This window comes from Marinobacter santoriniensis NKSG1 (genome assembly GCF_000347775.1).
GTDB classification, from domain to species: domain Bacteria; phylum Pseudomonadota; class Gammaproteobacteria; order Pseudomonadales; family Oleiphilaceae; genus Marinobacter; species Marinobacter santoriniensis.
Genome location: NZ_APAT01000025.1, coordinates 1 through 24,784 on the forward strand (window position 1 = coordinate 1; position 24,784 = coordinate 24,784).

Sequence of the window (24,784 nt, forward strand, 5' to 3'; positions counted from 1 at the left end):
TCAGACCATCTGCTACCACGGCGCAGAGCAGTGACTCTATGGCCCCAAGCATCGCGATCGCAAATGCCGGACCCAAGAGTTCACTGAACAGCACAAAGCTCAATGTCAGCGGTTCACCGTCGGGACCTGGCAACGACCAGGGTGCCATGAACATCGGCGGGATAGGTGGAATCCCGCTTCCGGTCTGACCGCCCACTTCCCAACTGAAACGTGAGGCTATTGTCTCCACCGCCCATGCAGATCCCGGCTCGCCCGTTATCGCATTGATGCCATAGGCGGCAACCGCCCCCACAACCAGGCCAACCAGCGGCGCAGGAATCGGTGACCGCAGCCTTGGCCAGAACAGCATTACCCCCAGGGCAAATGCACCAACCCCCAGCTCCAGCGGGTTGATGGTTGGCAACGAAGCCACAATCGTCGAGACATTTTCCACAAAATGTTCACCCAGCTTTCCGGTTTCCAACCCAAGAAAGTCGGGAACCTGTAACACAGCGATAACGACCGCAATCCCGGCCGTAAAGCCGAGCACCACAGGGTACGGCACGAACTGGATCAGACGCCCCATCCGAGTGAGCCCCAAGGCCACAAGGATCACGCCCGCCATCATTGATGCAATGAGCAAGCCGCCCAGACCATACTGCTGGACGATGGGAAACAGGATCACCACAAAAGCGGCTGTCGGACCCGACACATTGAATCGAGCCCCACCGGTCAATGCGATCAACGCACCTGCCACAATGGCCGTGTAGAGACCGTGCTGCGGTGGCACACCTGTTGCTATGGCCAGCGCCATGGACAGAGGTACGGCCACAGTGCCGATGGTCAGGCCGGCCATCACGTCCTTGCGCAAGTCGGCTATTCCGTATCCGTCTTTCAGGGCGGAACGTAGCCCCGTTGCGATACCCGGCAAGTTGCTCAGAAATTCTCGCATGACGATTATTGATTCCTTTTCTCAGTCCAGTATTTGCTCACGAACCCTTGGCCCCGCCCTTAAAATCTGCTCGGGAACGCCATGGTGGCGAATGTTGTCATCGAATAACCTCGCCAGCCTGTTGGCCTCTCGCCAGTATCTATCGGTATTGCCCCAGGCCTTCGCAGGGTTCAGGTACTTCGAATCAACGCCCGGCACCTGCTTGGGAATCTTCAGGTTCATGACATCGAGCTGTTCGGTGTCAACGGCATCGAGCGAGCCATTTCGGCACGCTTCGACGATGGCCCGAGTGACCGGAATTGGAAAACGATGACCCTCTCCATCCGGCGTGCCAGAACCGCCCGTCCATCCAGTATTGACGAGGTACACCCTGGATCCGAATTCCGCAAGGCGCTTCATGAGCAATTCGGCGTAAATGCGGGGGCGCAACGGCATGAACGGAGCACCGAAACAGGCGGAGAACGTCGGGGTTATGCCTTTTTCGCCACCCATCTCTGTTGATCCGACCCTTGCAGTGTAGCCGCTGAGAAAATGGTAAGCGGCGGCTTCCGGCGAGAGAATGGATACGGGAGGCAGCACCCCAAACACATCGCAGGTCAGGAAAATAACGGTTTTGGGCTCTCCGGCCCTGTTTTCCTGCATTCTTTTCTCAACATGCTCCAGAGGGTAGCTGCACCGACCATTCTCGGTCAGGGTGGTATTCGTGTAGTCAGGTTGACGGGTGACCGAGTCAATGACAACATTCTCAAGTAGCGCACCGAAGCGAATGGCATCCCATATGATCGGTTCGTGCTCCCGGGAAAGGTTGATGGTTTTAGCGTAGCAGCCGCCCTCGATATTGAACACGGAGCCTTTTGCCCATCCGTGCTCGTCATCACCGATAAGGTGACATTGCGGATCCGCTGACAAGGTCGTTTTGCCCGTTCCGGACAGGCCAAAAAATAGACAGGTATCTCCGGCTTTCCCAACATTGGCAGAGCAATGCATGGGGAGTACGTTCTTTTCAGGCAACAGATAGTTCTGTACTGAGAACATCGCCTTTTTGATTTCACCGGCGTAGCGCAAACCCGCAACCAGCACGCGGCGGTTGGTGAGGTCGATAATTAACGCCGCGTCTGAGTGGGTACCATCACGCTTCGGATCACAGACAAAACGCGTGCAACTGACCAAGGTCCATGGTTGGTCGTCCGTTGCTTCTGCTTCATCTGCCTGGATAAACATATTGTGAGCAAAAAGGCTTTGCCAGGCGGTGTCGGTAAAAACCCTGACGGGAACAGCGTGGTCGGGATGGGCCCCGACCGTGTGCCAAGAGCAGAAATGCTCGTCCTCTCTCAAGGCGTGATTAACCCGCTCCCACAATCTCTCGAACCTCCTGGGATCGAAAGGCTGGTTCACCTTTCCCCAATCCACTCGAAGCTCGCTGCGATCATCCTGGACAATGAAGCGATCCGCCGTTGATCTCCCCGTTCGGTTTCCAGTGGTGACAACCAGCGCCCCGTTTTGATCAAGAAACCCCTCTTCCCGGCGAATGGCCTTTTCGATCAGATCGACGGGGCCGAGCGACGTTTGCAGGAACGATGAATTATGCATCCAATCATACTCCTTTGCCGAAACCAGTATAATATGATTATAATAACATTATCATGTAATTCTAATCCAGTACGTACAGGCCCAACGGCAGAATCCAATGCGTTCGAAATCGGCCAAAGGCTCTGAAATAACGGTAAACCATGCAAAAACACGAAATAGAAGCACTCAGGAAGAAGAGGCTTGTGGACTCAGTAAAGATCGTTAGATCACCCGCCGATGCAAGCGAATGGGTTGTTCTGTTCAAAGAGAAAGACGGGAAGAGCTTTTTCCTGATTTCTGACGATGATCATGTGTGTAGCTACCTAAATCTGGATGCTGCCGTGCAGGAGTTGCATGCCCTGGGGTTCGCCCGTGCCGAAGTCCTGTTCTGATCAAGACTCCCCTTAATCAATCACACGTTCCGGTGAAGCTCCATGTGCAATACGTACGTTGAAATGCTGGGTGTCGGCAATAAAATTTTCGAGGCCAGAGATTCTTCAGGGCCGGTCAAAGTCTTCGACAACGACTATGAGCGATATCTCACCTTTGGCTCCATCTATGAGCAAAGCTGCCAAAAGAAGTCAGACCCCGGTTTTCTGATGCATGAACACACCCGAGCGATGATTCTGCCGCTGGTGTTCCAGGACCCCGGGCGTGCGGTCGTGCTCGGATTGGGCGGCGGTGGTCTGGTGAACTGCCTCTACCACCGGTTTCCTGATATCACACTGGAGGCAGTGGAGCGTCGCCAGATCGTTATCGATATCGCCAGGCAATATTTTCTTGTTCCCAGCGACCCGAGACTGACGATCCGTTGTGAGGATGCCGGTGTCTTCATGGAGGAGGTGGGCAAAGGAAGTGTGGATCTTCTATTCTGCGACCTGTTCAATGCCAACGGCCTGGACGAGGTTCAGCGTCACCCCGGTTTTCTGTCTGACTGCCATTCGATGCTGAGCGAAAATGGCTGGGTGGCATTCAATTATTTCAATGGCCACGCAGAAACTCTGGATGCTATAAAAAGTCTGGAGGAGCAGTTTGAGGCGGTTTACACCTGCTATCTGTTTACCGGAAATCTCATCGTACTGGCTGGCAAACGATCACCAGATACGGATCATGCGGAGCTGGTGCAGCGAGCGAAACGCCTGGAAAGACATTTGGGCTTCCCGCTCGTCAATTACTTTTTGCGCCTTACAGCTGTAACACGGGAAAACCGGACACAGCTGCACATGCCGGGCCCGGTCTTCTAGTAGAGTCCCCGAACGATTTTTCAACGCTGCCTTTCGGCAGCCTTGGGCACCTGCGGTCGAGAGGTATAGTCGACACCATGCTGCTCCAGGTAGTCCCGGATTAATTGCCGGACGACCTGAGATGGCGTCAAATCCTGGGCAGCACACAAATCTTCCAGGGCTTTCTTTTTGACCGGATCGATCAGAACCGTCAGTCGCGCGGTTTTTGATTCCATGGTAATACCTGAACCCAACCTGTTTGATTGATTATAATCTGATTATAATTGTTTAGAGATCTGGCTTCCACGTCTATAGCCTGGCAAAGCCCGATACAGACTCTACCAGGCCAGCGCTTTGGATCTAGTTATCCCGTGAAGTGCACAACCAGCAGCACAATGCAGACCAGCGTTGCGATAAAGGTCGAAATCAAGATCAAGCCTGCTGCCACATAGTGCCGAAAACTGGCCTGCTGGCTATCCTGTTCGAGGTTCTTACGACTTTGCACACCAATGGCTGCGGCAAGCACCGTTTTCAAAACCCTCAGGAACGAGGGTCGCTTGGACCGCTCACCGTCGTTCTTTTCATTCTTCACAGCAACCGACCCTCCTAAAGCGGATAGTGCGCGGGGTAAGGTAGACGCGCGACTCCGGAATCGATGGCCGCCTGGGCAACGGCAGCCGAAACCACGGTCAGCAAACGTTTGTCCAGCGCTTTGGGTATAATGTAATCCCGGCCAAAAGAAAGCTCAGTCAGTTGGTGAGCTTCAAGTACCTCACGCGGAACCGGCTCTTTCGTCAACTGGCGAATGGCCTGTACCGCAGCGACTTTCATTGCTTCATTAATGCGGCTTGCTCGAACATCCAGTGCGCCTCGAAAAATGAACGGGAAGCCCAGAACGTTGTTGACCTGGTTTGGATAATCCGATCGTCCGGTCGCCATGATCAGATCGTCCCGGATACACATGGCCAGCTCCCGGGATATTTCCGGATCAGGATTGGAGCAGGCGAAAATGACCGGGGCAGGTGCCATTCGCTTCAGCTGCTCAGAACTCAGAAGATTGGCCCCTGACAATCCAACAAAGACATCCGCACCCTCAATGGCATCATCCAGGGTTCTTGCGCCGCCATCGTTGACAAATTCCTGCTTGAAACTGTTTACCCCTTCCCGCCCGGAATAAATCACGCCCCCCCGATCAAGCATGTAAAGGTGTTCCTGCCTCGCTCCGAGCGATATCAGAAGCCGCATGCATGCTATAGCGGCGGCACCGGCTCCAAGGCACACAATTTTGGTGTCTTCCAGGCGCTTGCCCTGGATTTCCAGTGCATTGAGCATACCGGCTGCTGTAACAATCGCTGTTCCATGTTGATCATCGTGAAACACCGGGATATCGCAGGATTCGACCAACTGACGCTCTATCTCAAAGCACTCTGGTGCTTTTATATCCTCAAGATTGATGCCGCCAAACGTGTCGGCAATGCATCTGACCACATCAATAAACTGCTGCGGGTCCTTGGTATCCACCTCGATGTCCATCGCATCAATGTCAGCGAAGCGTTTGAACAACAAAGCCTTCCCCTCCATCACCGGCTTGCTTGCCAGGGGTCCAAGAGCCCCCAAGCCGAGGATGGCAGTGCCATTGGTGATCACCGCAACCAGGTTGCCTTTACCCGTGTATTCATAGGCCTTGTCCCGGTCTTTGGCAATCTCGCGGACCGGCTCGGCAACACCGGGGCTGTAGGCCAGAGAGAGATCCCTGGCGGTTTCAGCGGGTTTGGTCAGTCCGGTGCAAATCTTTCCTGGCCTGGGTTTTGCGTGGTACTGCAATGCCGCCTGTCTGAAATCTGTGCTCATCGGGACCTGCTCTTCCTGGAATGTTATAACTTTATTATAACACCGTTATCATTTTATTACACCAAAGCACGATGATGCTACAGAATATTGAGTTGGGTTCCGATCAAACCCTATCTGAGACCGAGCTGTATGGGCTCAGCTTGAGGTGGAAGACCAAAACCAGGGGTTCTACCCCGTTACTGCCGGCATTCTTAAAAATAGGCTGAACTTCTCCAAGGGAAGTGTTGGTTTACCCGCCTGAACGTTCGCTTTGCGTCCGAAGCTGTCCCTATTCCCATTCATCAGTGGGTAATGAGCAAGGCATTGGATGCAGTGCAAAGGTCAAACTGGGAGCGCTCGCAATTTAGGCGTCAAAACCATGGGCACAATTTGGGCACAGCCAAACAAAAAAGGCCTGCGTTTTCACGCAAGCCTTTGAGAATAATGGCCCGCCCGTCAGGATTCGAACCTGAGACCTTTGCCTCCGGAGTGCGCCTCCGAAGGGAGGCAGCAACCGGTCTAAATCGGTGAAAAGTCTCAAAGATCAAATATCTAAAGCAAAAAACGCCAGTCTCCAAGACCCCGATATATCAGCATCTTAAGCCAATTAACACCGAAGTGTGGCACACCTTTGTCAGGTAACCGATGTCCGGAAACAGGACATTTGATCGGTGCCCTCCAGGCACTCTAAATGGATATTTGGATCCGATTTTGTCGGGTCGGGGAGTGCAGAATTGTCAGGATTTCAGTGTCCGGAAATCGGACACGCTTTAGGGTCCGGAGAAAACTAGATCGTTGAATTAAATAAACAATAGCATTCCTGCCATCATGCTACGATCAAATCTTTCGAGTACGATTCGCTCGGAGAAATGCCATCTCCGAGTGGCTTCTTGATTAGGCGAGGTCGTTTGTATTACTACATACAGTGGTGACGACTCACTGTAAGCCTTCTTCAAAAGCTTGCAGGTCTTCTTCCCTCCAGCGAGTTGTCCCTGGGCCGACCTTGACCGGTCGGGGAAATCTACCCTCTCTGACCCAACGCCATATAGTTTTAGTTGAGACTTTGTAACGGCTACGGGTTCTACCCCGTTACTGCGGACACTTCTAAGAAGAGGCACAATGTGCCAAAGGAGTGTTCATGTCCAGACGCAGAAAATATAGCCCAGAATTCAAACGCGAAGCCATTGCTCTGACTCGTCAGCCGGGTGTGAGTTGCCGCCAGATTGCTCTGGAGATTGGCATTAACCCCAATTTGTTGTCGCGCTGGCGCAGAGAAGCCGATACCGAGACAGGCAAGGACTTCAAAGGCTCTGGCTCTCCCAGAGACGAGGAACTGGCCAGTCTCAAGCGTGAGCTAGCCCGGGTGAAGAAGGAGCGTGATTTTTTGCGCGAAGCGGCAGTGTTCTTCGCAAAGGAGTCGTCCTGAGGTATCAGGCGATTCAACGTTGTCGCAGTCATTTCCCAATACGTCTTATGTGTCGATGCCTGAAGGTGTCGGCCAGCGGTTATTACGCTTGGGTATCTCGCCCTGAATCCGCCCGGGCAAAGGCTAATCAGCACTTGTTGTCACGCATCAGAGAGATTCATGACGACAGCGGGGGCATGATTGGCTCACCCCGAATGCACGAGGACCTGGTTGCCGAAAGCACGTCAACCAGTCTGAACCGTGTTGCTCGGTTGATGGCCAAACACGGCATTCAGGGTTGGCCACGCAAGAAGCGCGGACGCTTGGGACGTCGATCTCATCGGCCACCGGGGATCCGGGATCATCTGGAACGAAATTTCTCCGCTCTGGAGCCAGACGCCAAGTGGGTGACGGATATTACGGAGATACCCACGCAGGAAGGAAAGCTCTTTCTATGTGTAGTTCTCGACCTTTACAGCAAGCTGATCGTTGGTTGGTCCATGCATCACCGGCAGGATCGGCATATGGTGATCAGAGCGGTTGAGATGGCCGTTTGGCAGCGCCAGGGGAAAGTCCCGGTGATATTGCATTCAGATCGAGGCAGTCAATTCACCAGTGGTGACTACCAGCGCTATCTCGGCAGCAACCACCTGGTAAGCAGCATGAGCGCAGTCGGTCATTGTGGCGATAACGCTGCCTGCGAAGGATTCTTCGGGATGCTCCAGCGGGAGCGAATTCACCACCGGCGTTACCGTACTCAGAAGCACGAGCTGACGTATTTGATTACATCGAGCGGTTCCATAATCCCAGGATGCGACGTAGAGATGCTGATCAAGACAGGAAACTGTCCGCCGTTTCAAAACCGTCCGTGGAAACGGGGTAGAACCCGTGGAATCTCAATGATTTGGGTTGCATCAGTACTGTTAGCGACTTGCTCCATTGATAAGACCTCGATCGCAAGCTGCCGCTGACCTCGTCCAAAAGGAGGTCAGCGGGCTTCGTGTTGCATGTGGCTGTTGGCTCTTTCGGTCTAGCCCCGAGTCGACCTGACAGTGCGCATGAAGTTTTTCAAGCTACGGTGGTCGCTTGGTGAATTCGAAACGATCAGTGTTTTAGAGCAGTCGGGATGGATGAGTCGTCCGTGCTTGCCTCCGCGACGATACCTCCACCCGAGCTTGACGAGACGTCCGATGACGACGTTCCAATCTTTGTTCGAGCTGTACCTCTTCACTGCGTTCCTCCCAGCTCGCCTGTATAGCGGGATTGAAAGCTGGCCGAATTGAATGCCATTTTCGAAAATGCGGCATGTGCGCCAACGGATAAAATGGGATCGCTGTATAGGTACCCTTCGGCTAATGAGGGGTGATTTTGGAAGAAGCGCCCGAAGGGATCGATCATGAGGTAGGACTCACTCATGTCTCGATTGTCCTCGACACATTGGACCGATTGGAAAGCGCGATGCCTTTGAACAAAGGCGGCAAACTCCCCGTCGCTGATCGCCAAGGAGGCGTCAACAATCGGAAGCATGCGCAGGATCTTCCAGCGCTGGGGGCGGATCTCTTGAATCAGACTGCTCAGATCCTCTCCGACATTCAGGAGATTCACGACAGTATTGAGTTTTACTGTGAGTAGCGGGTTGATCTTTCGAGCCAGATGCACATTGGCTTTCAGCTCTTGAAGGTCGAGCAGTTTCCCGTTTTTAAGGGCTCGGCCAATCTCCATGTTGGTTTTCGGATCTGAGGAATCCAGGCTGATCCCCAGGCAGGTCAAGTGTGGCGCTAGTTCCTTAATCATGGAGCGCGTCAGTCGTGAGCCATTGCTGATAATGGAAAGCTGAAACCCAACTTCCCGGGCTACTTGAGCAATCTCCAACAAACGTTCACCAAGGATCGAGGGTTCTCCACCAGCGAGATTCAGACGAAGTGCTTTCCAAGAGAGTTCGTTACGTAATGGATTACTGGAATTCGCGGGGTGAAAGTACCGGAATAACTCGATTAGCAGATCGCGGGTGTGTCCGTGATCGTGAAACAACTCCCGTGGATTGGGATAGTCCTTCCACTTCGCGTAGCAATACTGGCAGCGATAATTGCAGGCTTCAGTGACGTGCCAGTTTATGGTGAGTTCATCTACCGCAGAAACCCTGGCAGTTTGTGTTGTGACGGGCTTCGGTAGAGAAATAAGGGTGCTCGTATGCATACGTATACTCCTTGACGGAATCCGTTATACGGACCGTGAAGTTTTTACATGGCGGACGCTTGGCGTCAGGGAAGGAGCATTAGGCTCCAGTACACCACTCGGATTGGGTTTAGGGTTTACGATCTATATGGGATTACGCAACAAGTTGCGTCGTGTTTTGAGTGCTCTCTCATGGTCCACAGCGAGATTGAGTTCGAGCCGTTGACTCATCAACAACCACCATTCAGCGGCAATCAGTCCTCGCCTGACATCTTGGATGCTTCGGTTCTTTTTGGCTTCTCGGCGGACAGCTCGATAACACTCTTTTGCAACCGCTTGAACACTTTCATCAGGGTCAAACTGTTTGGTGAAGTATGCCGTTTTATGGGCCTTGCCGTTCGGATCAATGCCGAGTTCCAGTAACGCCTTTAGATATCCCTGGCGCCAGATAGGTGATTGTTCTGTTACCTGCGTCGTGTCGTATCTGCCATCTTTGGGCTTTTCTCCCTTACGCAGGCGAAGGCGACTCAGGCAGAATTCAACCAATTCGAGTGCAAAAGATTCGTAGCATTCCAATTCGATTTGCTCGGATTCTGTCAGGCTCACGTGCGATCTAAAATGCATAGTATTGGCAAAGCGATCCCTCGCTACCTCGTTAAACGGCAAGTACCATTCAACGGCTTTTTCACTGTGTAATGAGCTGAGGCGAGCAATCGACTCGTCAGCAATGGGAGTGGCTGACGACCGCATCAGCAGTAAGCGATGTCGTGCCGCTTTCGACGGGTCGATGAAGCTAAGCCGGCGCAATAATTCTTCAAGTTGCTTGTGGTGCTCTTCCTTTCCACCTTGGGACAACTCACCACGAAGTAGTCCAATGCTCTTACTAATGTAGGGGGTAATTAATTCATCATCTAACCTATTCAAGGCAGCAACAGTCCACTGCGGGGTCAGAGCAACCGGAAAGTCGGGGTCTTTTATTAATCTTTCGAGCAGGCTATTCCACCATGCTCGGTATTCACGATCAGCCGCCTCACTAGGCAGGGCATGTAATTTGCCGGATAGGACCCCGAGTTGATCTTCGATCTCTAGCCTGTCGAGTTCTTCTTCGAGTATAGCCCTCCAGGTGGACGAATATTCGGAACCCCACCACTTTCCGCTTTCAGCACCATAGAATTCCCGGAAGATAAACTGCCTCTCGGTTTGTCCTAGCGCTGACGAAATATCTTGCCGAATTGACCACCGAATCCAGGCTCTAACTTGATCGTCAGTGAGTTGTGAACAGATAAGTTCTAAGTGTCTTTTTTCTGCGGCGTCACGTTCCGCTGGGTCCTGTGAAACATCTGTAGGATGGCCATAGCTATGGAGCTTGAAGCACCTGTTCAGCTGTAAAGCCCACTGTTCAATTTCAGTTTCGGAAAAAGAACCTATGTCGGCATGGAGAGAGTATGCTTCTTGTAGTTCAATCTTAGCCTTTCCAAGCCACCTATAAGCCGCGTCCGATGCCTCCTTGATGGCAATATTGGATGAGCCGATAGAGCTTATTTGTGCAAAGAGGTCGGACCATTCAAAGTCGATTTTTCGAAAAACTCCTTCCTCAGCACTTCGTATTCTTCCTGCTTCCGCATCGAATGCAGTCCACGCTTTGAGGAACCCAATTGACTTCAGAAATCCTTTGGCGCCGAGAGTATGCGGACCAGCTTGAAAAGCTAAAGAAGAAGCCGAAAACAGGTTTTTCAGCTGAGGGGGGACGCAAATCTCATTAAGTTTATTCCCGTTGCCATCATCACGCCCAGACATGCGGTTGAAGAAGCCCCAGAGTATGTCGTTTCTTGTTATTTCTTCTTCAGCAAGTAGCGCAGGGTCATCGAACAATGAACGGGACAAGCAGAATGCTTCTCCATAGAGCCCGGTTACAAACCAATCGTACGACAGTGTTAACGAAGTGGGTGCGCCCATATTTTTGAGGGCGCTATAGAGTGTGTAGGGCGATTCCGAAAAATATGTCTGAATAAGTTCTTGGGCAAACGCGAGCACTTCTGAACCGTGATCGGCGGCTGCACGGGGCCGCGTCACGGTGGAGTATTGGTCATGTATGTGCAGGGCTAGCTCGTCTGCTAAGCGACGTGAAGAGAGTATCGCCGCGCACTTATTGTGATCGGAAGTTTCTTGCCGAGCTGAACTAAGGACATCTTCCAGATTACTCGCCGACCCGAATATCCGATGCCAAATGTCAGAAAAATGTTTAGTGAGCAGTGACCGGATATGGCCATGGATTTCAAACTCGTCAAGCGCCTGAGTAAAGCGTTCAAGCGGATCACGTTTTTCATCAAGGGAGCGATTGCGGTATGGCGCATCAATTCTGCACATGGTTTTTTCCTGCTTTTAGGATGAGGTTTCACTAAAAAGTACTCACCAGGCAAAAGCCTGGTTTTAATCTGCAGCTGAAACCTCCCGTGCAGCAGAGGGGAGCGGAAAAGTGAGCATCAAGCTCGGTAGCCGACCGCAGATAAGCGTAAGGCCAGATTAGAGCGGATTTCTGTCCGGGTCAAATATACAGATAGAAAAGTCGGGGAATCCGTAAAGTTTTGGGCGGCAGCCAATTATTTTCAGAGTTCAAAGCTAGAGATTTGCGACCATGGACTCCCAGCACGAACTGAGGTCTATAAGGCGACTTCTATTTCTGAGTAGGCCGGTTACGCTCTTGCATTTAGCCGTCGACTCGATCAATTAGAGTTAATCCCCTGACAGGCGGCGACGATTCCACTTCAGGCCTTTCTCAAAGGCTTGAAGAACTTCCTCTCTCCAACGCGCGGTCCCCCTGTGGCTTGGGTTCGGTACAACCTGGCGAGCAATAATGACAACAACGGCGTTGAGGAAGCTACCCAGTTTACTGCCGGCGCCGGCGTGAACCTGCTGGGTGTTCGCCTCGATTTCGTTGGGCTTTACAGCGATGTAGACCTGGACGCCTCCCTCGAACTCGGCGCGTAGTTCTAGCAGAACAATGAAGTCGTCACGCCCACCCGGTTCATGCCTGGCGGGCTTCAATATCCACTCCTTGACACCTTCACACCGATCCTGCCCACTGCCTTGATTCAGGTATTGCATGAATGCACGGTGATGGCATTCTTGTTTTCCTCGGGCAGGCGCCCGCCTATCCGATCGCTACACAACGGAGCGTAGCGAGCAGTAAGAAGTGAGAAAGTAAGGAGCAGTACATGGGAATTTTCCGTTCTCTCAAAAGCACCATCGAAAAAAGCAAAGCAGCCGTCGTGGTTCAGAATCTGCTGGAACATCAGATGCATATGGGATTCCTGGATGTGAGGCCGGCGGCATTGGCTAACCAACTGGTTGCCGAAGCTTGGGACGCACGGCCGGATATCTTCAATGGAAAGTTCGGTCAAAGACCCCACAAAATTACCGTAGCCGCCTGTGCGCTGGCGCAGGGTATTGATTACCTGGAGCCGGGAAGCATGGTCCGAAGCGCTCTTGGGATTGCGCTTGGCAATATACTCGCTGAACTGGACACGAATGGCCGACTTTACCCGCTCAACAGTCTCGATCACCAGCTTTTGGAAGAAGCGACAGCAATCTTCATGAGCCTCACTGGCGAAGCCGAAGAGTCGCTACTGGAGGATGTGACCGATTTGGACCGGCCCGGGTAAAACGACGAACGAGATCCTTCCTGTAGGCGCAGGATGGTACAAAGGTGCGCTTCCGCCCCTGCCCCTCCAAGTGCGGAAGCGCCGGTATCAATGGCTGGTAGCGTGGCCCCTTACCCGCGCACATCACTTTTTGAAATCCGTAATACCGGTGAGCTTATACAGCTGCTCCAGCGGGTTGTTGAACCCAAGGCGCTCCGAGGCCTGATCTGAGCCCATCCCTGCGCCAAGTTTTACTGGCTGGGGAAATCTCCCCTCTTTGACCCAGCGCCAAACTGTTGCAGGAGCGATCTTATAACGGCTGGATACCTCTTTAACGGTGTAAAACATCGGCCATCCCTCGCTTTTTGGTTTCAGGCGCCAGTCTGCCAGTGCCTTTTTAAAATGTGGTCAGGGTATCTAATGGGTGATTGGATCGCATCGGATATCGATGAAGTCTCTTTGCTCATTATCTCGCAGGCATGCCAGATAATCTTGGTTATAAGTTGAACGATGTCAGAAAAAGTGGTAGTTTTTCTGACAGTCATTAGAGGTAATAGCCATGTCAGTCAAAGAGTCTATCCAGCACTTGATTGAAAAAATCCCACAAGGTGAACCGTTTACCAACAGCCGTTTTCTACGGCTGGGGTCGCGTGCTGCTGTAGACAAGACTCTATCCAGGCTTGTAGAACAGGGTTCGCTTCAGCGGGTCGCTCGGGGTGTGTTTGTCAGGCCTAAACAAAGCCGGTTTGTCGGCAATGTCATGCCGGACGTCTCTCGCGTGGTGCAGGTGATTGCGAAAGATCATGGTGAAACTATCCAGGTGCATGGGGCTGAGGCGGCTCGTCGATTCAAACTCAGTAGCCAAATGCCAACGACACCCGTTTATTACACCAGTGGGCCTACTCGGGAAATTCGCATCGGGAACCTTAAGGTTAAGCTCATGCATACCGGTAGCCAGAGAAAGCTGCAACATGCGGGCAAGAGGCCTGGTCTGGCCCTTTCCGCGCTTTGGTATCTTGGGAAAGAAAACGTCAATGTCGAGATAGTGCGACGGATTAGAGACGGCCTGAGTAAGGAAGAGTTTGAAACACTGCAGTCCTCCAGAATGCCCGCCTGGATGAGTGAGATTTTCAGGCAGTATGAGGCATCGCGCGCGCATGGCTGAAGAAGCATTCCTTGAACTGACTGCCGATGAGCAAAAGGATATTCTCCAGACCCTCGCACCCCAGCTAGCGCGAAGTGCCTCGGTGCTTGAAAAGGATATCTGGGTCTGCTGGACATTACAGGCGATGTTCTCGATGTCAGGCGCGCACCCGATGGCTTTTAAAGGTGGAACATCGCTCTCCAAGGTTTACGGTGTAATCGACCGCTTTTCTGAGGATGTCGATATCACACTGGACTATCGAGCCTTTGAAGAGGATTTCGATCCATTTGCCGAGGGGGTTAGCCGGACTAAAACCAAGCGGTTCAGTGACCGGCTAAAAAGCTATGTCTATGATTATGCAAATGAAGTGGTCGTTCCATATCTCAAGGATGAGTTGGCTAAACTACCAACCGCTGAGCAGCACGTCGTTGAGTTAGACAATAGTGGCGAAAAGATCTGGGTTACCTATCCTTCGGTTGTAGAGGACTCAGATGGTTACATTCGGTCGCAGGTGCTCATAGAATTGGGTGGCCGAAACGTCATCGATCCTAATGAAACTCATACGATATCCCCATACATCTCAAAGCTGACCGACGGCCTTGTCTATCCGACTAGTGAGGTTGTAGTCCTGTCTCCAGAACGAACATTCTGGGAAAAGGCGACGCTGATACATGTTGAGTGCAACCGGGGCAGACTTAGAGATAGCGCTGAGCGATTATCAAGGCACTGGTACGACTTGGTTATGTTGGCGCGGCACTCCGCTGGTCAGTCGGCCATCGAAAACCGGGCGCTGTTCGAAGAAGTTGTTCGCCATAAAAAAGTGTTTTTCCATACTGGCTACGCCGATTACGACGCCTGTCTGGAAGGCCGCTTAAAGCTCTTGCCGGAAGCAGACACGTTGGAGAGTCTACGAGAGGACTATGAGAAAATGACCGGAGCAGGAATGATGTACGCCGAGCCTCCGAGTTTCGATGAGATCGTGGATTCCATACGCGAGTTAGAAAGCCACGCCAATGAATGGTGATGACTGAGGTGGGAACCGGAGGTCATTAATTCTCGGACCGAGTAGTAGGTGAAACAATGAATATGGAAGTAGCGTTCTACGCCTTCGGGACGTTTTTTCTGTCTGTCACCTCGATATGCCTCATCAGCTTTTATTTCGCCGAGCCACTTGAGAAAAAAGCCCGTCGCGCGTTCCAAAAACGAAGTCATCCCGAGTGATTAGCTTTCAGTCGAATCCTAGGAAGTTCCCCGTTTCCCTGCTACGACACTGACTTCTCTGACCATCTCTTCGTATATTTCAAGGCCTCGCTTATTTCTCATCAATGAGAGTGGCTGGTGGTTGTCGACGAAATCAGTTGCGGTTTGGCCTCCCTCACAAAGTTCAGGAACCTCTTTGAAGGTACGCTCCCTGAATTCATCGATAGTACGTCTTTCATTCACTACAAACGCTCCACCCCATATTTTCTCCTCAACTTTTCACAACGTCCCCCTGTAGTTGCCCCCGCTAAACCGGACACCACCTCATTTGTTTGATGCCAGTTCCGTCCGATACTCCCAAGGTGATTTCATCTTCAGCCCCTTGTGCGGGTGGCTGCGATTATAGTCTCCGATCCATCCCGGCAACCTAGCCATCATTGTAAACATCCATGTTTCATCTGACCTGCACCCAACTTTCTAATCCATTCTGATCTTAGTAATGTTCATCACCAGAGAGGACGATGAACATGAAGAAGCGATTCACCGAAGAACAGATCATACCCATTCTGAAGGAAGCCGAGGCTGGCCTGCCCGTCAAAGAGCTGTGCCGGAAGTACAACATCTCGGACGCAACCTTCTACACCTGGCGAAAGAAGTATGGTGGCCTGGAAGTCTCTGAAGCCCGTCGCCTGAAGGCCCTGGAGGAAGAGAATGCCCGGCTCAAGAAGTTGCTGGCCGAGTCCATGCTGGACACTGAAGCTCTGAAGGCCGCTCTCAACCGAAAGTACTGACCGTCGGGAACAAGCGCGAGGCTGTGCGCACCATGCTGTCGGAGACGACCATATCCGAGCGCAAAGCCTGTTCACTCGTCGGGTTATCCCGCGCAACGATGCGCTATCAGTCTCAGCGCCCTCCAGAGGAGCGTGAGCTGACAGAGCGCATCAAAGCCATTGCGTTCGAACGTCGTCGGTTCGGGTACCGGCGCGTCCACCAGTTGCTGCGTCGTGAGGGTGCTGAGGTGAATCACAAGAAGGTTTATCGACTTTATCGGGAGGCAGGCCTGGCCGTCCGCAAACGCAAGCGCCGTAAAGGCGTGATGGTCGAACGGCAGCCATTGGTGCTGCCGGATGCGCCAAACCATACTTGGTCAATGGACTTCGTCATGGACTCATTGGCTAACGGACGCAGAATCAAATGCCTGACGATCGTGGATGACTTCACCAAGGAGTGCCTCGATATTCCCGTGGCAATGGGCATCTCAGGTGAACAGGTAGTCCGTACCCTGGATGGCATCGCAGCCTTCCGAGGCTACCCGAAAGCCGTTAGAACCGACCAGGGACCAGAATTCACGGGCAGAGCACTCGACCAGTGGGCCTACCATCATGGCGTTGAACTGAAGCTGATTCAGCCCGGAAAGCCGATGCAGAATGGTTACGTCGAGAGCTTTAACGGGAAATTCCGGGATGAGTGCCTGAATGAACATTGGTTCCAGGATCTTGCTCACGCCCGGGAGAAAATCAGTACCTGGCGCTTGGACTACAATGAGCAGCGACCGCATTCATCTTTGGGGTATCAGACACCTCTGGAGTTTGCTTCTGCTCTCCGACTTGGAAAAACTGATTCAAAAGCAACGGACATTACTAGGGAGCAGTTGGATTAAAGACTGGGGGCAGGTCAATCTTATTTATGACAAGCAAGACAGACCTTCGCTTTCCCATAAAGGTCATCAATATCCAAAGGCTCACTGTCACTGCGAAGAGGGTTTTGTTGAGATTTGCTCTTCTGCCTAGCCAAACGTGCCTCGTGGTCCTCTTTTATCTGTTGGACTCGGGCAGGCTTTTCTAGGTCTTCCAGAGACTCGCCTTGGCTCCAAGTAAAAGGCGATCCGTGCTCAACAGCATTTTTTTCGTATGCTTTAGCTTCTTCAAAAGCTTCTGGGTGTCGCTCCATCAAGCGAACCCACTCAATCTTCTGCTGGTAGAAGCAGAATGTGCAGCCACTTCGAGTGCGCCACTCATAATATTTCGGTAGCCCCAAGCCAGCTCCCTCTAGAATATCCAAGACATCTGCCTTGTCGATACCAGCATCTTTGAACGGGAGCTTTACAATGAGGTTATCGTCTTTCGACGCGTAACCCTCGCGATATTCCTCATCTCCACGAATAGCTACGTAGCTGTATATGGTCATCCCCTCATCCAGCATAGGGCGAACCCATTGCTCGAAAGGTCGAAGCTTCAGCTGACGCGTGCACCATCTTGTTTGGGCTGAAGGCAAAAAGTCATTGTATTGCTTTAACCAAAAATCGAAATCGCGATCGGGATTCAAACGTTGGATTGGCTTACCAAGAAACCCTTCAAGGCGACCAAGATACTCATATACCTCGGGCAACTCTTTACCAGTATCGGTAAAGAAATACTCGATATCGATTTCAGGATGGTGTTGCCGCATGTACACAGCCAAGGCAGCACTATCTCTTCCCCCGGACAAACCTAAAACATGCCTTTCTTTGGTTGCCATATCGCTATGCGACCTCACCGTTTTCTGAATTGGACTCCTCTAACTTGGGGTCTTCGATGTATCGCGCACTCAGTTGCGCTAACGCAGCGAGAACAATATTTTTGTTCATGGCTCCAGCCCCATCTAACGTCTCCGAAACCCTATCAATGAGATGCTCAACCTCTTTCTGGTCGGAGTCGGTAACTTCAAATTCTTTCAGAAGCGGCGTTGGCCTTCCATCTTTACCAACAAGCACTGCCATTGCATGGCGCTTCTCAGGTCTGCCTTTTATTCTTGTGAAAGTTTCAGCTTTGAGAAACTTCTGCGCCATAGAAGCCAGCTCTATTGACGCTCGATCCATGTCAGGATCAACCCAATCTCTCGGCGGTTTGTTTGCTGCAAGGCTGGCAATGGATTCGAAGCCTTGGTCACTGCCTTCAAATTCAGCAAGCCGCCCCACAAATGCGTCCAAACGAAAATCACCAGCGAGCTCCTTCACGTTCTCCGCGCGATCGCGTAATTCAATGAGCGATTGAGGAGAAAGATTAGGGACTTGTAACTCGGCAAGAAGCATGTCCCGAAGTCGATTTACCATCGCTGGGTATGCTTGTACCAATTCTTGAAGCCCCTCTCGCACGACAGAAACGACATTGTGAACATCAAATTGCTCTGATATGTCCGCACTCTGTGGATCGACAAAGGCGGGAATATCATCGAATAGAAACTTATTCGGGTCGTTTGCGCGTTTGAACATGTCTCGAACCTGAACGGCCCTAGAGGACAGTCGCATGGTGCGCTTCGTCCAACTTGGGAGTTTTTCATAAATAGCAACCAACCCTCGTGCAACGTCGATGGGCTGGAGATGAATAAGCTCATTTTTTCCGTCAAGCTCGCGCACGAGATCGACCATTTCTGAGAGCAAGCTGCGCGAAACCTTATCGAGATCCATCCAACGTAGTTGGATCGTCTCAGCATCCTTTGCAAGGTAATCCACGTCCACATCATCAAATGTGGCCCTAAATAAACCTTGCCTGTATACAGCGAGGTGATCTCGTTGACTCAGGATGAACGCAACGGATAGTACGGGCATCAGTCCCGGCTTAATACCGAACGGCTTTTTCGCCCAACAATTATCGAATATTTCAGCAATTGTTACGGGCCGATCCTTGCGATCTTTAATATACCTAATTGCGGCATTCCAAGCTGGAGCTAGGTTGTGTTCCTTGTCATCCTCAGGTGGTGTAACAAAACGCCAACCATTTTCGGTTTCAGCATGAATACCGGTGGCTCGTAGAAGCGAAGCATACAGACCGCCTTCTACCGGGAACCCTTCAATGCCCAAGCAAGGCTCGGCTTCGTGCATTATCATACGTTTGAGAAGCCTATTTTGGCCGGCTATGGCGCTGCCTGAGGGCTTTTGACGATTCAGAAGCTCGTTGTGCAGTGTTGGAGACCGACTAAAACGCCTGGCCGCAAGGTCGGATGCCAAGCCATTTAAGCCAGTCTGACTGTATTGCTTCGGTAACTCCCCTTTTCGGCACCATGTAGCTTCGGCAACAAACTTACTCAATTCCATTTCCAGCTGCGCCTGCATTTCGGCAATTCTTGCCGAAACTTCACGCCTCGCTACCGGATCACCGGCAAGCTCGGGGTGATCATTACTAACTTTGTGGAGCGCCAACAACTCCTTTGCCAGCACCACGATGGACCAGGCTTGCGGTGAGTAGCCCGTAACGATGTCCCATTCTTCACTTAACTCGGCCGCTTCTTGGCAAAGATCGTGGATCTGTTCTTCATCTTCTCCTTTAGTAGGAACGACGAGCAGGAACGCCCCAATAACTCCGCTTTTTGGTTTAAACCGCTTGGCTACTCCCAACACATCCTTTGCAGGTGCAATGTTCATATCGAACCATCGCATGGCGCCTGTCTTGTGATAATGTCGCTTGGCGAGAACGGGCTGCAAACCAGCCAATGATTCAAGATTCTCGTAATCTAGTTCCGCAATATCGTCCAGCGCAATGCCGAGTGCCTGATCGATATTAAAATCACTGCCAGCAAAGATGGCATGGGCACCCTGAAACTTTTTGAATATGGTCAGCGACCATTTATCCAGGAGTGCGAGCGCATCTTTCAGGGGGTCTTCACTAAGATCAGGGAAGCAGGTTTGAAGCAGCTCAAAGCTTGGCACTAGCCCGGATCGTTCCTTAAACAGATCTATAAGTGCTATATTTTTTAGGAGCTTGACTAAGAAATCATCTCCACCACTACCTTCACACCGGTCTAAAGCTTCAGCTGCAATCGCCCATCTATGACCATCTGGAGAAGCGAGAATCGAAGGCTCAAGATTGGCGCGCAGATAGTCCCATAGCTTATCCGGCGTGTAGACATCAGCTTCATCAGCCAAGCGGAGAAAATCTTGAAATCCATTGGGCTCCGAAGAGTTCAGGAAGCCGAAAATGCTACGTTGGTTTTGCCCAAATCTCCGTCGAGAAATAGGACCTAAAAGGCAAGCCACAACAGGGTGTAGAGGCCAACAACTAGCAAGCACCTCGGCCAATCGCTCCGCACTCTCTGGATGCTCCTTACGCGCAATGTTCGCAACAGTTTGCACCTGATTTCCAGGCTTTGGCTTGCCTCCATCTACCTCAATTGCACGAGAAATTAAGTCAATCTGTTCTTCGCCCATCGTGTTAACAGGCAGATCAACAAAACGTCCTTGAATTTTTGACCACTCATTTCGCAGTTCATGTGAAAGCCGATGGGCATATTCGTCAAACGCTTGATGTAGGACGCCTACGAAAAGAAGTCGACCGTTACTCCGCGATGCAGCTTCGGCTATCCGCTGGAAAAGATAAACATCAGATCCATCCTGAGCAGCAGCTTCTAGGAATTTCCCCATCTCGTCGACAAATAATAGGAGACCGCCATGCACAGAGGCATCGCTGTTAGCCAGAGAGACGAGACTTTCCACAATTCTGTCTTCCGTCCAGTTTAGTCCCGGACTTGAAGAAACGTACCCCGCCTTCTCTAGTGCTTCCCCCAAAACATGGACCGGATCGCCTCGTTTCCCAACGACCGGCAGGATTCGCCATCCGCGCTCACCCGTCGGAAAGGCTTCTCGTATTGTTCGGGTGAGTCGGTTTCCGAAGACAGAGGCCGCTTGCTCCTCCAATTCGGCGTTTCCATCCAGCAAAGCACTAAGAGCAATGGCTAAGCTTGATTTGCCGCTACCGTATGGCCCTGTCCAGGTGAATGCACCCTGCCCAGTTTCCGAGGTATGCCGAGCCATCGAGACAAGAACATCAGCTGAAGACTGAGGGCAGATAAAGCCGCTTAAGGCTTCTGCGCTCCCAAGATCCGTGTCGATTTGTATTGATTTCTGGAAACGCCGGGCAATGCTGACTCGATCAATCAAAGACACTATGCGGCCTCTCTATCATCTGAGCTTTTAAAGTCATTTCGAACGAAATCAAGTGCACTATCGAACTCCAGGTCCGGGTTTCGAATAACTTGCTTCAAGCCTGCAGTTTCCGACCAACGGAGATCATTGTCAGTAAGGGCATCAAGCCTAAACAACCGGTCGGCGACATCGTTCTCATCAAGTAGAAAAATCCTTCCAGGAGACCCGGGTTCGTGAGCGATTGCCTCGAATGAAAGCGTTGAAGAAGCGGGAGAGAATTCCTGCCAAAACTCTAGTAGTGCACAAATGAAGACGCCGTCACCCAAAGTATTTTTTTGGCCGCGTACAAATCTGTACTCGTCACGCCGCGACACGTGCTTTATTAAGCCAAGCTCCGCAAGGGGGCTTTCAAGAGAATCGTCTCTTCCACCTTTCCCCGAAACGGGCTGACCTGCATAAGTGTTCAGAAAGCAAGCAACATCATTCTTTATCGTGGCTTTAGCTGATGAAGGCCACTCACTCTGTAGTCTTTCGATGAACTTGTCGCGCTCGAATGTCACGGCTGAATAGTTACTAAAGGCCCAATACCACGTCGTTTTCTTCTTCCAATCCGTCGCCAACTTCCAATGAATCAACCACAGAGAATTAGGATTCTCCAGATAAGGATCAACTCCATCAGGCCCAAAAAGTAACTTTCCTAGCGCCGTTGTCGTCACTCTATTTGTGCCCGCAGATTCCTCGATAACACCTGCAACCGTAGCCCAATGCCGAATTGAGGCCACCATATTTTTACCAACCCCAAAAACCGCGATAGCATCATCACCCCAACACAAAGACTTATTAGCAGGCTCATCTTCAGTCTGAGACACACGATCAAAGCATTTTTTTAACCACCCGTATCGAAGTGGAAAAGTCTCGTGTCCTGAAAATTGAGGTTTATAGTTCTGCTGATAAAGCGGTCCGCGCGCCATGCACTATTCTCCTGGATGATCCATCCAGGTGACTGTAATACGCCCCTATGCTATGGTCAATTGGAGTCTGGAAGCATCCTCCAGAAAGCTTGATCATGAAGTTTTTTTGGGGAGAAAGCTTAGCTTTGCCCCATTAATAATTGCCAAGGCGAAGGTCATGTATTTTGACTATCAATCAACAACTCCTGTTGCTGATCATGTTTTACACGAAATGCAGTCGCATTTTTCAGAAGCTTTTGCCAACCCACACTCCTCAGATCATGCACTTGGCTGGCGTTCTGCTGCTACGGTTGAGGTAGCAGCTCAGCGAGTGGCCGACTTAATCGGTTCAGATAGCGACGAAATCTTTTTTACCTCTGGAGCCACAGAGTCAAACAACCTTGCCATCCTTGGGCTAGGCAGACGAGCTGTGCTTAAAGGGGCATCAAAAACAAGAATTTTGCTGAGTGCAATTGAGCACAAGTGCATTTTGTCGGCTGGGCGCGCGCTTCAAGATCAATACGGCTTCGTCGTTGATATCATTCCGGTTGACCACAAAGGCCACATCGTCGTTTCCGAGCTAGAGCGCTTGATGGATGACGACGTACTGTTGGTCTCAATCATGGCCGTTAACAATGAGATTGGCACGATACAAGACATCGAAAAGCTGTCAGAGGTTGTGCGAAAACACGGTTCCATTTTTCACTGCGACGCGGCCCAAGCTCCCCTAGCCATCTCTATGGCAGACTTCGCGTCTCATGTAGACATGCTCAGCCTATCGGGTCACAAAATGTATGGTCCAAAAGGCATAGGTGCACTCTACATAAACCGTGAACTTCAAGAAGAAATCGAACCGCTGGTATACGGCGGCGGCCAACAGAAAGGTATTCGCCCTGGCACTCTACCAACCCCACTATGCGTTGGACTGGCCTCAGCAAGTGATTATGTAAGTTCATCCGAAGCCTCCCATAAACGCGTAGAGCTCCGTACCCGTCGTGACAGATTTTTGAACAAGCTCCTGGCTCTACCTTGTTCCGCAAGACTGTTTGGAGCGGAGCTGGAAAATCGCCATCCGGGCAACATATCAATTGGATTTGAAGGCTTGGATGCACAAGACATTCTGGGCGCACTACAACCTAGGCTAGCTGCTTCAACAGGTTCAGCCTGTACCTCAGGCATTCCTGAACCGTCTCACGTGCTGAAAGCCATTGGTTTGAAGACTGAAGATGCTGAATCTGCCATACGATTCAGCCTGGGCTTTGAAACCACGGATGAGGAAATCGATAACGCCGTGGAATTGGTCGAACATGCTCTGCTCAGGCTCACCGATTCGCTGTCAAAAACACTTTCTACAGCCTAGCCACGCGGGTGTCCAACCACTAACTCATACATTTAATCGTCCGAGGACCCATTTTTAAGAGCCCTCTACAAACTCGAACAGCTCCCCCACATCGCATCCCAAGAACCGACATAACGCGTCTATTGTCTCAAGCTCCACGCGACTCGCTGTTTCGTGATAAAGCCGGGTAATCGTCCCCCGATTCACCCCTGTTTCCCTCGCCACATCAACGATTTTGAGCTTCCTCTCACCCATCAGTTTGGACAGATGGCACTTAATCATTTGGCCCACCAAAGAACAAATTAACCCACAGGAGATCAAAAAGACTTGCAAAGAGTCTTTATGAATGCATAATGATCTTTAGGAGAACATTTTGAGCACAACCAAAAGCCTTTTGTCCTCCGAACACCGACAATAGCAAAGGAGTTTTCCTATGTCACAGGAATACCTCACCACCGAGGAACTGGCGAAGCGCATCAAGTACGACACGCGCACCATCCGTGAACGCCTGAAAGATTCTGTCCTGCTTGAAGGAGTGCATTACATCCGACCGTTTGGCGGTCGCAAGATTCTCTACATCTGGGACGTTATTGAGCAGGACATGCTCAATCACTCCAGCAGCCATGTTTTTGCTGTGCCTATGGCCGGGGGAGGTGTTTGCCGTGGGTAAGATCGTAGAGCGTCCTGAGACGGGAAAACTCTTTTTTGACTTCAGGTATGAAGGGAAACGCTGCAGGGAGCAGACAACCCTCGATAGTACGCCAGCCAATCGTAAGAAGCTCGAAACGATCCTCAAGCGGATCGAGGCGGAAATTACGCTGGGGACCTTTGAGTACCACCACTACTTTCCTAACAGCCCGAGAGCACAAGAGTTCACGCGGCAAGCCGCGATTCAAAAAGCGCGGGAAGCTCACGACACACCGTTGTTCAGGGAGTTTTCGCAGGATTGGCTTAATGAGATGAAGATCCAATGGCGGAAATCACACATCAAAACGGTGACCGGCACACTGAATAACTATCTGATCCCCGAATTTGGGGAAAAAGAGGTCGGCCGCATCACCAGGCAAGAAATTCTTTCATTTCGGGCACCACTCGCCAAAGTCACGACCCGAAATGGAAAGCAGCTTTCTGCCAGCCGTATCAACCGCATCATGACGCCTTTGCGCATGATTCTGGGAGAGGCAGCCAACCGGTTCGATTTTACCTCACCCTACCACAGCATTAAATCGTTGAAGGTGCCTCGGACAGATGTTGAGCCTTTCTCGTTCGAGGAAGTGCGCTCCATCCTCAGTACCGTCCGCACGGATTTTCGGAACTACTACACCGTTCGTTTTTTTACGGGGATGCGCACCGGGGAAATCGACGGTCTGCAGTGGGAATTTGTGGATTTCGATCGCCAGCAAATTTTGGTTCGTCAGGCGCTCGTCAACGGCGAGCTTACCTACACCAAAAACGATGGCTCATTTAGAACGATCGAAATT

Annotated in this window: 21 protein-coding genes and 3 pseudogenes; 11 read left to right on the forward strand and 13 right to left on the reverse strand. The window is 51.4% G+C overall.

The genetic code is table 11. The annotated features are described in order from the left end of the window. Together MSNKSG1_RS16615 and pckA are read right to left on the reverse strand one after the other, a co-directional pair. Positions 1 to 931, reverse strand: a 931-nt coding sequence (locus MSNKSG1_RS16615; RefSeq protein WP_008940461.1) for a SulP family inorganic anion transporter, incomplete at its 3' end; no start/stop codon positions are given. A 21-nt stretch (positions 932 to 952) separates the two neighbouring features. After that, positions 953 to 2,521 (reverse strand): phosphoenolpyruvate carboxykinase (ATP), encoded by a 1,569-nt coding sequence (gene pckA, locus MSNKSG1_RS16620; RefSeq protein ID WP_008940462.1) that lies wholly within the window; start codon positions 2,519 to 2,521, stop codon positions 953 to 955. A 140-nt stretch (positions 2,522 to 2,661) separates the two neighbouring features. Here pckA and MSNKSG1_RS16625 point away from each other — a divergent pair, with 140 nt between their 5' ends. Both MSNKSG1_RS16625 and MSNKSG1_RS16630 read left to right on the forward strand, forming a co-directional pair. Next, positions 2,662 to 2,892, forward strand: a complete 231-nt coding sequence (locus MSNKSG1_RS16625) for a hypothetical protein (protein WP_008940463.1) — start codon at positions 2,662 to 2,664, stop codon at positions 2,890 to 2,892. A 42-nt stretch (positions 2,893 to 2,934) separates the two neighbouring features. Continuing rightward, positions 2,935 to 3,744: a spermidine synthase gene (locus MSNKSG1_RS16630; RefSeq protein WP_008940464.1), complete on the forward strand. Its 810-nt coding sequence runs from the start codon at positions 2,935 to 2,937 to the stop codon at positions 3,742 to 3,744. 20 nt (positions 3,745 to 3,764) lie between these two features. Here MSNKSG1_RS16630 and MSNKSG1_RS16635 read toward each other — a convergent pair whose 3' ends face one another. The 4 genes and pseudogenes from MSNKSG1_RS16635 to MSNKSG1_RS18995 form a co-directional block, all read right to left on the reverse strand. Further along, positions 3,765 to 3,959, reverse strand: a complete 195-nt coding sequence (locus MSNKSG1_RS16635) for a CopG family transcriptional regulator (RefSeq protein WP_008940465.1) — start codon at positions 3,957 to 3,959, stop codon at positions 3,765 to 3,767. Between the two features lie 128 nt (positions 3,960 to 4,087). Continuing rightward, entirely contained in the window at positions 4,088 to 4,315 is a 228-nt protein-coding gene (locus MSNKSG1_RS16640) for a DUF2970 domain-containing protein (RefSeq protein WP_008940466.1), read from the reverse strand. 14 nt (positions 4,316 to 4,329) lie between these two features. Beyond that, on the reverse strand, positions 4,330 to 5,574 hold the full coding sequence (locus tag MSNKSG1_RS16645; protein ID WP_008940467.1) for a malic enzyme-like NAD(P)-binding protein: 1,245 nt from the start codon (positions 5,572 to 5,574) through the stop codon (positions 4,330 to 4,332). 915 nt (positions 5,575 to 6,489) lie between these two features. Continuing rightward, positions 6,490 to 6,609: pseudogene (locus MSNKSG1_RS18995) on the reverse strand (helix-turn-helix transcriptional regulator); the annotation flags it as partial. Positions 6,610 to 6,691: 82 nt separating this feature from the next. On the opposite strand from MSNKSG1_RS18995, the pseudogene MSNKSG1_RS16655 reads away from it, so the two are divergent. Then, positions 6,692 to 7,841: pseudogene (locus MSNKSG1_RS16655) on the forward strand (IS3 family transposase). Between the two features lie 344 nt (positions 7,842 to 8,185). On the opposite strand, the gene MSNKSG1_RS16660 reads toward MSNKSG1_RS16655, so the two are convergent. Both MSNKSG1_RS16660 and MSNKSG1_RS16665 read right to left on the reverse strand, forming a co-directional pair. Next, positions 8,186 to 9,154, reverse strand: coding sequence for a viperin family antiviral radical SAM protein (locus tag MSNKSG1_RS16660; RefSeq protein ID WP_008940470.1), 969 nt, complete (start codon positions 9,152 to 9,154; stop codon positions 8,186 to 8,188). 123 nt (positions 9,155 to 9,277) lie between these two features. Continuing rightward, positions 9,278 to 11,500, reverse strand: coding sequence for a hypothetical protein (locus tag MSNKSG1_RS16665; protein ID WP_008940471.1), 2,223 nt, complete (start codon positions 11,498 to 11,500; stop codon positions 9,278 to 9,280). 462 nt (positions 11,501 to 11,962) lie between these two features. On the opposite strand from MSNKSG1_RS16665, the pseudogene MSNKSG1_RS19240 reads away from it, so the two are divergent. Next, positions 11,963 to 12,121 (forward strand): annotated as a pseudogene (locus MSNKSG1_RS19240) (conjugal transfer protein TraF); the annotation flags it as partial. Between the two features lie 227 nt (positions 12,122 to 12,348). After that, complete coding sequence (locus MSNKSG1_RS16675; RefSeq protein WP_008940473.1) at positions 12,349 to 12,795, forward strand: hypothetical protein; 447 nt, start codon at positions 12,349 to 12,351, stop codon at positions 12,793 to 12,795. 123 nt (positions 12,796 to 12,918) lie between these two features. Here MSNKSG1_RS16675 and MSNKSG1_RS16680 read toward each other — a convergent pair whose 3' ends face one another. Further along, a complete protein-coding gene (locus MSNKSG1_RS16680; RefSeq protein ID WP_008940474.1) occupies positions 12,919 to 13,122 on the reverse strand; it encodes a helix-turn-helix transcriptional regulator in 204 nt (67 codons plus the stop codon). Positions 13,123 to 13,333: 211 nt separating this feature from the next. On the opposite strand from MSNKSG1_RS16680, the gene MSNKSG1_RS16685 reads away from it, so the two are divergent. The 3 genes from MSNKSG1_RS16685 (at position 13,334) to MSNKSG1_RS16700 (ending at position 16,778) form a co-directional block, all read left to right on the forward strand. Beyond that, complete coding sequence (locus MSNKSG1_RS16685) at positions 13,334 to 13,939, forward strand: DUF6088 family protein (RefSeq protein WP_008940475.1); 606 nt, start codon at positions 13,334 to 13,336, stop codon at positions 13,937 to 13,939. After that, entirely contained in the window at positions 13,932 to 14,942 is a 1,011-nt protein-coding gene (locus MSNKSG1_RS16690) for a nucleotidyl transferase AbiEii/AbiGii toxin family protein (protein ID WP_008940476.1), read from the forward strand. The genes MSNKSG1_RS16685 and MSNKSG1_RS16690 overlap by 8 nt, the downstream gene beginning before the upstream one ends. Before the next feature lie 703 nt (positions 14,943 to 15,645). Next, positions 15,646 to 16,778, forward strand: a protein-coding gene (locus MSNKSG1_RS16700) for an IS3 family transposase (RefSeq protein WP_152638811.1) whose coding sequence is annotated in 2 segments (ribosomal slippage) — positions 15,646 to 15,904 and positions 15,904 to 16,778 — 1,134 coding nt in all. Because the reading frame shifts where the segments join, the coding sequence is not laid out codon by codon here. A 20-nt stretch (positions 16,779 to 16,798) separates the two neighbouring features. Here the strand turns inward: MSNKSG1_RS16700 and MSNKSG1_RS16705 are convergent. Genes MSNKSG1_RS16705 through MSNKSG1_RS16715 form a run of 3 tightly spaced genes read right to left on the reverse strand, consistent with a single transcriptional unit; the run spans position 16,799 to position 21,985 of the window. Continuing rightward, entirely contained in the window at positions 16,799 to 17,635 is an 837-nt protein-coding gene (locus MSNKSG1_RS16705) for a phosphoadenosine phosphosulfate reductase family protein (RefSeq protein ID WP_008940479.1), read from the reverse strand. A gap of 4 nt (positions 17,636 to 17,639) precedes the next feature. After that, positions 17,640 to 21,035: a hypothetical protein gene (locus MSNKSG1_RS16710; RefSeq protein ID WP_008940480.1), complete on the reverse strand. Its 3,396-nt coding sequence runs from the start codon at positions 21,033 to 21,035 to the stop codon at positions 17,640 to 17,642. Next, the gene (locus MSNKSG1_RS16715; RefSeq protein ID WP_008940481.1) at positions 21,035 to 21,985 is read right to left on the reverse strand and encodes a DUF4007 family protein; all 951 of its coding nucleotides are present in this window, start codon (positions 21,983 to 21,985) and stop codon (positions 21,035 to 21,037) included. The genes MSNKSG1_RS16710 and MSNKSG1_RS16715 overlap by 1 nt, the downstream gene beginning before the upstream one ends. A 157-nt stretch (positions 21,986 to 22,142) precedes the next feature. Here MSNKSG1_RS16715 and MSNKSG1_RS16720 point away from each other — a divergent pair, with 157 nt between their 5' ends. Then, complete coding sequence (locus MSNKSG1_RS16720; RefSeq protein WP_040887039.1) at positions 22,143 to 23,324, forward strand: cysteine desulfurase family protein; 1,182 nt, start codon at positions 22,143 to 22,145, stop codon at positions 23,322 to 23,324. Between the two features lie 54 nt (positions 23,325 to 23,378). Here the strand turns inward: MSNKSG1_RS16720 and MSNKSG1_RS16725 are convergent, their stop codons facing one another. Beyond that, positions 23,379 to 23,585 carry a helix-turn-helix domain-containing protein gene (locus MSNKSG1_RS16725; RefSeq protein WP_008940483.1) on the reverse strand — a complete coding sequence of 69 codons (207 nt, stop codon included), beginning with the start codon at positions 23,583 to 23,585 and terminating at the stop codon, positions 23,379 to 23,381. 151 nt (positions 23,586 to 23,736) lie between these two features. Between MSNKSG1_RS16725 and MSNKSG1_RS16730 the strand changes: the two genes are divergently transcribed. Then, complete coding sequence (locus tag MSNKSG1_RS16730) at positions 23,737 to 23,973, forward strand: hypothetical protein (protein WP_008940484.1); 237 nt, start codon at positions 23,737 to 23,739, stop codon at positions 23,971 to 23,973. Next, a partial coding sequence (locus tag MSNKSG1_RS16735; protein WP_040887040.1) for an Arm DNA-binding domain-containing protein occupies positions 23,966 to 24,784 on the forward strand: 819 nt, incomplete at its 3' end. The genes MSNKSG1_RS16730 and MSNKSG1_RS16735, both read left to right, overlap by 8 nt.

Excerpts from the sequence above, each read along its gene's own strand:
- MSNKSG1_RS16685 (WP_008940475.1), top strand. The coding sequence starts at position 13,334 with ATGTCAGTCAAAGAGTCTATCCAGCACTTGATTGAAAAAATCCCACAA.
- pckA (WP_008940462.1), bottom strand. The coding sequence starts at position 2,521 with ATGCATAATTCATCGTTCCTGCAAACGTCGCTCGGCCCCGTCGATCTG.
- MSNKSG1_RS16660 (WP_008940470.1), bottom strand. The coding sequence starts at position 9,154 with ATGCATACGAGCACCCTTATTTCTCTACCGAAGCCCGTCACAACACAA.
- MSNKSG1_RS16715 (WP_008940481.1), bottom strand. The coding sequence starts at position 21,985 with ATGGCGCGCGGACCGCTTTATCAGCAGAACTATAAACCTCAATTTTCA.
- MSNKSG1_RS16645 (WP_008940467.1), bottom strand. The coding sequence starts at position 5,574 with ATGAGCACAGATTTCAGACAGGCGGCATTGCAGTACCACGCAAAACCC.
- MSNKSG1_RS16675 (WP_008940473.1), top strand. The coding sequence starts at position 12,349 with ATGGGAATTTTCCGTTCTCTCAAAAGCACCATCGAAAAAAGCAAAGCA.
- MSNKSG1_RS16635 (WP_008940465.1), bottom strand. The coding sequence starts at position 3,959 with ATGGAATCAAAAACCGCGCGACTGACGGTTCTGATCGATCCGGTCAAA.
- MSNKSG1_RS16690 (WP_008940476.1), top strand. The coding sequence starts at position 13,932 with ATGGCTGAAGAAGCATTCCTTGAACTGACTGCCGATGAGCAAAAGGAT.
- MSNKSG1_RS16680 (WP_008940474.1), bottom strand. The coding sequence starts at position 13,122 with ATGTTTTACACCGTTAAAGAGGTATCCAGCCGTTATAAGATCGCTCCT.
- MSNKSG1_RS16630 (WP_008940464.1), top strand. The coding sequence starts at position 2,935 with ATGTGCAATACGTACGTTGAAATGCTGGGTGTCGGCAATAAAATTTTC.
- MSNKSG1_RS16725 (WP_008940483.1), bottom strand. The coding sequence starts at position 23,585 with ATGATTAAGTGCCATCTGTCCAAACTGATGGGTGAGAGGAAGCTCAAA.
- MSNKSG1_RS16720 (WP_040887039.1), top strand. The coding sequence starts at position 22,143 with ATGTATTTTGACTATCAATCAACAACTCCTGTTGCTGATCATGTTTTA.
- MSNKSG1_RS16625 (WP_008940463.1), top strand. The coding sequence starts at position 2,662 with ATGCAAAAACACGAAATAGAAGCACTCAGGAAGAAGAGGCTTGTGGAC.
- MSNKSG1_RS16665 (WP_008940471.1), bottom strand. The coding sequence starts at position 11,500 with ATGTGCAGAATTGATGCGCCATACCGCAATCGCTCCCTTGATGAAAAA.
- MSNKSG1_RS16730 (WP_008940484.1), top strand. The coding sequence starts at position 23,737 with ATGTCACAGGAATACCTCACCACCGAGGAACTGGCGAAGCGCATCAAG.
- MSNKSG1_RS16705 (WP_008940479.1), bottom strand. The coding sequence starts at position 17,635 with ATGGCAACCAAAGAAAGGCATGTTTTAGGTTTGTCCGGGGGAAGAGAT.